General features: G+C 41.0%; 5 protein-coding genes and 1 pseudogene. 3 read left to right on the forward strand and 3 right to left on the reverse strand.

Features of this window, described 5'->3' with window-relative positions; all coding sequences use genetic code 11:
- Positions 1–100 precede the first annotated feature (100 nt).
- A complete protein-coding gene (locus KH400_RS17340; RefSeq protein ID WP_217226749.1) occupies positions 101–1,138 on the forward strand; it encodes a TAXI family TRAP transporter solute-binding subunit in 1,038 nt (345 codons plus the stop codon).
- A 215-nt stretch (positions 1,139–1,353) separates the two neighbouring features.
- Positions 1,354–3,297 (forward strand): TRAP transporter permease, encoded by a 1,944-nt coding sequence (locus tag KH400_RS17345; RefSeq protein ID WP_217226750.1) that lies wholly within the window; start codon positions 1,354–1,356, stop codon positions 3,295–3,297.
- A gap of 61 nt (positions 3,298–3,358) precedes the next feature.
- Here KH400_RS17345 and KH400_RS17350 read toward each other — a convergent pair whose 3' ends face one another.
- Together KH400_RS17350 and KH400_RS17355 are read right to left on the reverse strand one after the other, a co-directional pair.
- Positions 3,359–4,213, reverse strand: coding sequence for a MurR/RpiR family transcriptional regulator (locus KH400_RS17350; RefSeq protein ID WP_217226778.1), 855 nt, complete (start codon positions 4,211–4,213; stop codon positions 3,359–3,361).
- Between the two features lie 14 nt (positions 4,214–4,227).
- On the reverse strand, positions 4,228–5,625 hold the full coding sequence (locus KH400_RS17355; protein ID WP_217226752.1) for an aspartate aminotransferase family protein: 1,398 nt from the start codon (positions 5,623–5,625) through the stop codon (positions 4,228–4,230).
- A gap of 361 nt (positions 5,626–5,986) precedes the next feature.
- On the opposite strand from KH400_RS17355, the gene KH400_RS17360 reads away from it, so the two are divergent.
- Positions 5,987–7,168, forward strand: coding sequence for a KamA family radical SAM protein (locus tag KH400_RS17360; protein WP_217226755.1), 1,182 nt, complete (start codon positions 5,987–5,989; stop codon positions 7,166–7,168).
- Between the two features lie 69 nt (positions 7,169–7,237).
- On the opposite strand, the pseudogene KH400_RS17365 reads toward KH400_RS17360, so the two are convergent.
- A pseudogene (locus KH400_RS17365) lies at positions 7,238–7,714 on the reverse strand (hypothetical protein); the annotation flags it as partial.

Raw genomic sequence — 7,714 nt, forward strand, 5'->3', positions numbered from 1 at the left:
TACCTTTTTTCTTTGACAACCAAGGTATTTTTTGGTTAAATGAAAAAGTGAGTGTGAACAAAGTTCACGCTAAAAACTACATAAACAAGGGGGAATTACGTTGAAAAAGAAGTTATTATTTCTGCTCGTAAGTATGTTTGCGTTTGCGATCGTCTTAGCAGCTTGTGGTACAGCTGATGATGATGCTCCTGCTGATGACGCAGACACAGGTGCTGATGAGGGTACATCTGAGGAAGCGACAGACGCTGATTACCTTACTGATCTACAGTTAGGTACAGGAAGTACTGGCGGAACATACTATCCGCTTGGTCAGGAAATGGCGAACGTAATGAATGACCACGTTGAATACGAAGGATTTAACGTTAGTGCAGTTTCATCAGGAGCTTCTGTTGATAACATTGCACAAATTTCTCGTGGTGAAATGCAATTAGGGATGTCTGTTCACCTCCCTGCTCTTGACGCATTGAATGGTGAAGGTGAATTTGATGGTATTCCTGTGACTAACTTTGGATTCATGGGTCATATCTACCCTGAAGTTATGCAAGTTGTTACCGTTGAGGGGACTGGAATTACTTCGATTGCAGACCTTGAGGGTAAACGCGTAGCGATTGGACCACCAGGAAGTGGTACACAAGCTGCAGCTCGTCTAATCTTAGAAGCGTATGGTCTTGAAGATGGCGATTATGATGCATTTGAAGAAGGTTTTGGTGATGCAGCTGGACGCCTACAAGATGGTCAACTTGATGCAACATTTGGATTACTGGGCTTACCTGCGGGTAGTGTAAATGAATTAGCGACACAACGTGATGTTGTGATTCTACCGGTTGAAGGTGAAGCGCTAGGATTTATTGAAGAAAACAGTGGATACGAACATTTAGAGATCCCTGCTGATGCATATGATTTCCTAGAAGAGCCTGTTAGTACAATTACAGCATATGCCGTTCTTGTTGGTTCAACAGATCAAATCAGTGAAGAACTAGCATATGAAATTACAAAAGCTCTTTATGAGAATTCAGAAAACATTACGCACCAACAAGGTGAACATATGACAATTGATAACGTACTAAATGGATCAAATGGTCTTGAGTTCCATCCAGGTGCGGAAAGATATTTTGAAGAAATCGGTTTACTAGAGTAAAGATGTAAGGGCCGGGCATTAAGCTGTCCGGTCTTTTTTAAGCGATATTGTTAAGATTATCGACGAAAAAGCAGGATAGCCAGCACAGTAGTGGAATATAATGAAACTAATACCGTTTAAATGTACTAAAAACAGTCCTATTCAATGGTTTAGTAACCTGCTTCCTACTTTTTCGTGGATAATGAACGACGAGAATTAAAAGGTGGTGAGTGGTTTTGACTCAAGATAAAAACTTGTCTGAGAAAGAACTAATTGCAAAATATGATAAGGAATCAGCTTATCGAGTGAATCTTGGGAAGTGGGCATGGGTCCTAACAATCATCGGGATTTCACTAACAGTCTTTCATCTCTATACAGCGATTAAAGGGCCATACACTTCATTGATCCAAGGCGCAATTCATTTAGGGAGCGGACTCGCCCTCATTTTCATTTTATATCCTCTCAAACGCTCGATGCTAAAAAAACCGGGCGTCCCATGGTACGATGTCGTTCTTGCATTCCTCGCAATGGGTGCGAACTTCTACATTATCTTTAATTATGAACGCCTAGTACGTGAAGCGATTATTAGAGGCTATACAGATCTCGATATGATCGTTGCCGCTGTTGGGGTTCTGTTGCTACTAGAAGCGACACGACGAGCAGTTGGACTGCCAATTGTTATTATCGCAGGTCTTGCTATCGCTTACTCACTTTGGGGAAGCGGCATTCCTTACTTTGGTCACCAAGGCTTTGACTTTTCACGCTTAATGACAAGAATGTTCTATAGTACAGAAGCGATTTTTGGGATTCCAATTCAAATTTCATCCACTTATATTTATTTATTCTTATTCTTCGGTGTCATGCTAACGAAAACGGGGATCGGCAAATTCTTTAATGATTTAGCCTTCGGAGCGACCGGAAGAATGACCGGTGGGACAGCAAAAGCAGCTGTTTCCGCAAGTGCTCTTCAAGGGATGGTAACAGGTAGTTCAGTTGCCAACACTGTTGGCTCTGGGTCGTTTACGATCCCAATGATGAAGCGTGCAGGCTTTAAGCCAGAGTTTTCAGCGGCTGCCGAAGCATCTGCATCAACCGGTGGACAAATCATGCCGCCAATCATGGGAGCTGCGGCGTTTATTATGGCTGAATATACAGGTGTACCATATAGTGAAATTATCATTATTGCTTTAATACCTGCCCTGCTTTATTTTTCTGGCGTCTTTATGGGAACCCATTTCCAAGCGAAAAAACAAGGAATTAGAGGTTTACCAAAAGATCAATTACCAGGGTTTAAAATGCTCGCCAAGCGTATGGATTTATTATTACCGCTTGTGACAATTGTCGGTTTACTTTTAAATGGATTTACAGCAACGTACGCAGCCCTTTGGGGGATTTTTGCCGCTTTTGCTGTCAGCTTATTCCGAAAAGATACTCGTATGTCAATCAAAGATATGTTCCATGCACTTGAACAAGGGGCAAGAGTCGCTTTACCCGTTATCGCAGCCTGTGCAACAGCAGGGATCATCGTTGGTACTGTTGTGTTAACTGGCCTTGGTGGTAAAATTGCAGGCGGGATTTTAGAACTTGCAGGCGGAAACTTTTTCTTAATCTTATTCTTTACGATGATTGCATGTATCCTGCTTGGTATGGGATTACCAACTACAGCAAACTATGTGGTGACAGCTTCGATGGCTGCACCAGCATTAATCGAATTCGGTGTTCCAGTGATAGCTGCTCACATGTTCGTGTTCTACTTTGGTATTGTTGCTGATATTACGCCACCTGTGTGTCTTGCTGCATATGCTGGGGCTGGAATCGCTCGGGCGAACCCAATGAAATCAGGGGTAACCGCCTTAAAGCTCGCAATCGCAGCGTTCATTATTCCATATGTATTCGTCTATAACCCTGTTCTCGTACTTGAGGATGCAACATTTGCCACACTAACGCCCGTGTTATTGACAGCTCTTATTGGGATGGCGGCAATAAGTGCAAGTATGATGAACTATTTTGTTACCAATCCAAAAGTTATTGAGCGAATCCTTCTCTTAGTATCCGGTATTCTCTTAATCTACCCAGGAAACCTATTTGTTTCAATTCCAGGGCTCGTGTTATTAGTACTGATTGGAATTATTCAATATGTGCGTGCCAAGAAAAATCAAGCAGAACACCAACCCGTATAATTCATGAAAAAACGCTGTGCAGTTCAAATCTGCACAGCGTTTTCTTATCGCGACATATTCGTTATTCGTGAAAGACATTAAAGTTACCCCATAGTTCTTCAAGGTGCTGTAATCTACTTTCGACCTTTTCATGTTCTGATCTTGTCACTGCTGTGATTAATGCACTTACAATACTTAATGGTGCGGAGAATGAATCAATAAATGAGTTAATTTCAGTTGTCGCAAGTAAATTTTTATCACCATAAGGGATAAGTGGAGACATGAGGTGGTCGGTAATCACCAAGGTCTTAGCTCCGCGTTGCTTCACATACTTCATAACCTCTACAGTCCGCTTCGTATAACGCGAAAAGCCAAAACCAATGACAAGATCCTCTTCTGTAATATCTAATAAATGCTCTGATACGCCATCAGCCTGATCTACCAACTCAGTATTCTGCAAAACGAGATCAAGATAAAATTCTAAAAATAACGCAATACTAGCAGCGCTACGATAGGCAATAATGTAAATCCGCTTCGCATTAACAATATCGGTTACTGCTTGTTGAAAAACTTCTGTATCGATTTGATGTAACGTTGTTTTTAAATTCTGAATATCATCTGATAGAATCTCTTTTAACGCACTTTCAGGTTCTTCGGTTGCATCAGTCGTACGTGCAAACACTTCCGCTGACGTCCACTTTCGTTGCAAAGCTTCCTGAAGATGGCGCTGTAAATCTGGGTAACCTTTATAGTCAAGAAAAACCGCAAAACGAATCACTGTCGCCTCCCCTACCCCGACGGTTTTCGCGAGCTTAGAAGCCGTTAAAAATGGAGCTGTTTCAGGGTAGGTAATTAAATAATTAGCAATCTTTTTTTGTGATTTACTCATTTTATCTTGAAGATCAATAATTCGGCGATAAACGTCACTTTCAATCATCATGATCTCATCCTTTAAAACCGAGTCCCTCCAAACAACTTCGTTAACACCTTATCATAAGCTTTCACTGTCTTCTCGACTTCCTTCATTGTATGAGCCGTAGATAAGCTGTATCGATTCAATGGTTTTGTATATATCCCTTCATTTAATAAATGAAGATCAATTTCCTTTCTTGTTGACAAGTCGGTTTGTTGGAGATCTCGATAGTTTAATATTTTCTCTTTATTTGTTAATACTACACTAAATATCGATCCCATGCCAACCGCTTTCATTGGAATTCCTCTTGAGTTAAAGAGCTCCTCTAATCTTGACTTTAACTGATTTGTCATTTCAAATACGTGATCAATTTCCTTTTCAAGGACTTCAATGGTTGCAAGCCCTGCAGCTAAAATAGTCGGATGGCCATTATACGTGCCACTATGGAAGAGGACATCTTTCGCTGACGATGTTTTGCTCTGACTGCTATCAAACACATCGGAGGACGAGGTCGGTGAACTGACCATCATGATCTCTTCTGTTCCACCAACGATTCCAATCGGGTATCCACCGCCAACAACCTTCCCTAGTGTCGTCAAGTCTGGTGTAATCCCATATATTGATTGCGCGCCACCAAGCCCTAAGCGAAAGCCTGTTTTTACTTCATCAAAGATGAGGACAATTCCTAGCTCCTCTGTTAGCTTTCGCAGTCCATCCATAAACGACTGTTCAGCTGGAATAAAGCCACCTTGAACAGGTTCAATCATGACAGCCCCAATCTCATCTTTATGCTTCGATAGGATCGTTTTACAAGCGTCAAGGTTATTAAATGGTAAGATAATTGTATGCTCTTCGTGATACGCATCTACCCCACTAGATTCAACGACAGGAGCGGGGTGGTTTTCGTCTCCAGCCTCTTGTAGCGATGGACTAACACTTAATAACACTTGATCGTAGCCGCCATGATAATGGCCTTCAAACTTAGCAATTTTGTTTTTACCTGTATAAGCAGCAGCTAAGCGAAGTGCGAGTAATGTGGCTTCCGTACCTGAATTCGTATAGCGAAGTAAATCAATACTTGGATAATGTTCTTTTATTTTTTTTCCCATTTTATATTCAAGCTCATGTGGTGTTCCAAATAAACATGTGCCGTTGTCCTGAAACTGTTTGATCACGGCATCCTGAATCGCCTTGTGACCATGCCCTAACATCAATGCACCATATGATAGTAAATAATCAATATAGTCGTTCCCATCAACATCAGTCACATAAGCACCTTTTGCCTTTTTCATCACAAGCGGATATGGCGCAAATGATTTAATATTGGCCGTCACACCACCTGGCATAACCTCTTTTGCTTTCTCCATAAATGCATAGGAGCCTTCTGTCTTTTCAATAAACTCAAGCATTGGGTGATCGATCTTTTTGATCGCCATTAGTTATTCCCTCACTTTTAAGAAAGTTTTCTTTCTTTGTTATTATCATATGAATGATTTATTCCATAGTATACTACTTTTTCACAAATTTGAAGTATAAAATTCAAATTTAAATAAAAACGAATGTAAAATTTCATACATTCACCTATTCATTCATTATGAAATGAAGTACAGATTTCATTTCATAACTAAAACGATAAGTCAAGATTCATAATGATGTGAAACCTAGTCAATTATGAAGGTTACACTTCATTTTTTTACATTATTAGAATTTTTCTTTCTTTTTTGACGTTTTATCACCTTAGTTGTTATAATCATTTTGGTACAAGATAGAAGAATTAAAAGGGGAAGGTGATCGAACATGGCACAACCTAAGTACATTATGAATTTGGATAAGGTAGATCAAATTCCAGAGCAGGAAAAAGAAAAGTTAAAACAAATTACTGACAAATTTGTCTTTCGTGTAAATGAGTATTATTTGAGTTTAATTGATTGGGAAAATCCGAACGATCCTATACGAAAACTTGTTATACCAAATGAAGGGGAATTAGATGAGTATGGGCGCTGGGATGCTTCCGATGAAGACACAAACTATGCCGTACCAGGCTGCCAGCATAAATATAAAACAACAGCTCTTCTTATCTGTTCTGAAGTATGTGGGGCTTATTGCCGTTACTGCTTTAGAAAGCGTTTATTTAGAAATGACGTAAAAGAAGCAATGTCAGATGTTGATCCAGGACTTGACTATATTGCTAGAACACCTGAAATTAATAACGTTCTACTTACGGGTGGCGATCCACTCATTCTAGCAACGAAAAAGCTACGATACATTATTGAGCGATTACGTGCGATTGACCATGTTAAAATTATTCGTATTGGTTCAAAATTACCAGTGTTTAACCCGATGCGCATCTATGAAGATCAAGAGTTGCTAGATCTTATCCGTGAATATTCAACACCGGAAAACCGAATTTATATTATGGCACATATTAATCACCCTGTTGAAATCACTGAAGAAGCAAGAAAAGGGTTCCAAGCACTACATGATGCTGGTGCGATTGTTGTCAACCAAACACCTGTATTAAAAGGAATCAACGATGATCCTGCCGTCCTAGGAGAATTATTAGATAAGCTTTCATGGGCAGGGGTGACGCCTTACTACTTCTTCATTAACCGCCCTGTTGCAGGAAACAACGACTTTGTCTTAACACTTGAAGAAGTTTACAATATCGTTGAAGAAGCGAAAGCTAGAACATCAGGACTAGGTAAACGTGTAAGACTTTCAATGAGTCACACATCTGGTAAAATCGAGGTATTAGCGATTGAAGATGGAAAAGCTTATCTAAAATATCACCAATCACGAGATAATAATTACGGTAAGTTTATGGTTCTTGACTGTCCAAAAGACGCAGCTTGGTTTGATGACTTACCAGGTAACGAACAATACTGGACACCACCACAGAAAAAGACAGAAGAAGTTGTATCTGTTAATGAAATGCCTGATATGCCACAAAAAAAGAAATCACTAGCAAACTCTAAATAATAAAAAAGTGCAGGAATATTCCTGCACTTTTTTTGCGTTACTGTTCAATTGTCGACCTTACAAACTCACTTACCCTTCATCTTCACCTCGGTACATACCAGGTGCGACTCCATATGGATACATATGATTATAATCAAGGTCATCCATTACATCGTTAATAAATTCATGCTGGCCCGGAACAGCCTCATAATCAGGATGAGCATCTGTAGCTGGTGACGCTACATGCCCAGGCATTGCTCCGGGTGGCTGAGCAGTATGTTGGTTATCTGGCAATGCCCCTGGATGCGGTGTTGCCCCGTATCCGGGCATCATTCCAGGTGCTGGGCCTGCTCCGTGTCCAGGCACCATTCCAGGTGCTGGGCCTGCTCCGTGTCCAGGCACCATTCCAGGTGCTGGGCCTGCTCCGTGTCCAGGCATCATTCCAGGTGCTGGGCCTGCTCCGTATCCAGGCATCATTCCAGGTGCTGGACCTGCTCCGTATCCAGGCATCATTCCAGGTGCTGGACCTGCTCCGTATCCAGGCATCATTCCAGGTGCTGGACCTGC

Source organism: Desertibacillus haloalkaliphilus, from assembly GCF_019039105.1.
Lineage (GTDB): Bacteria > Bacillota > Bacilli > Bacillales > KJ1-10-99 > Desertibacillus > Desertibacillus haloalkaliphilus.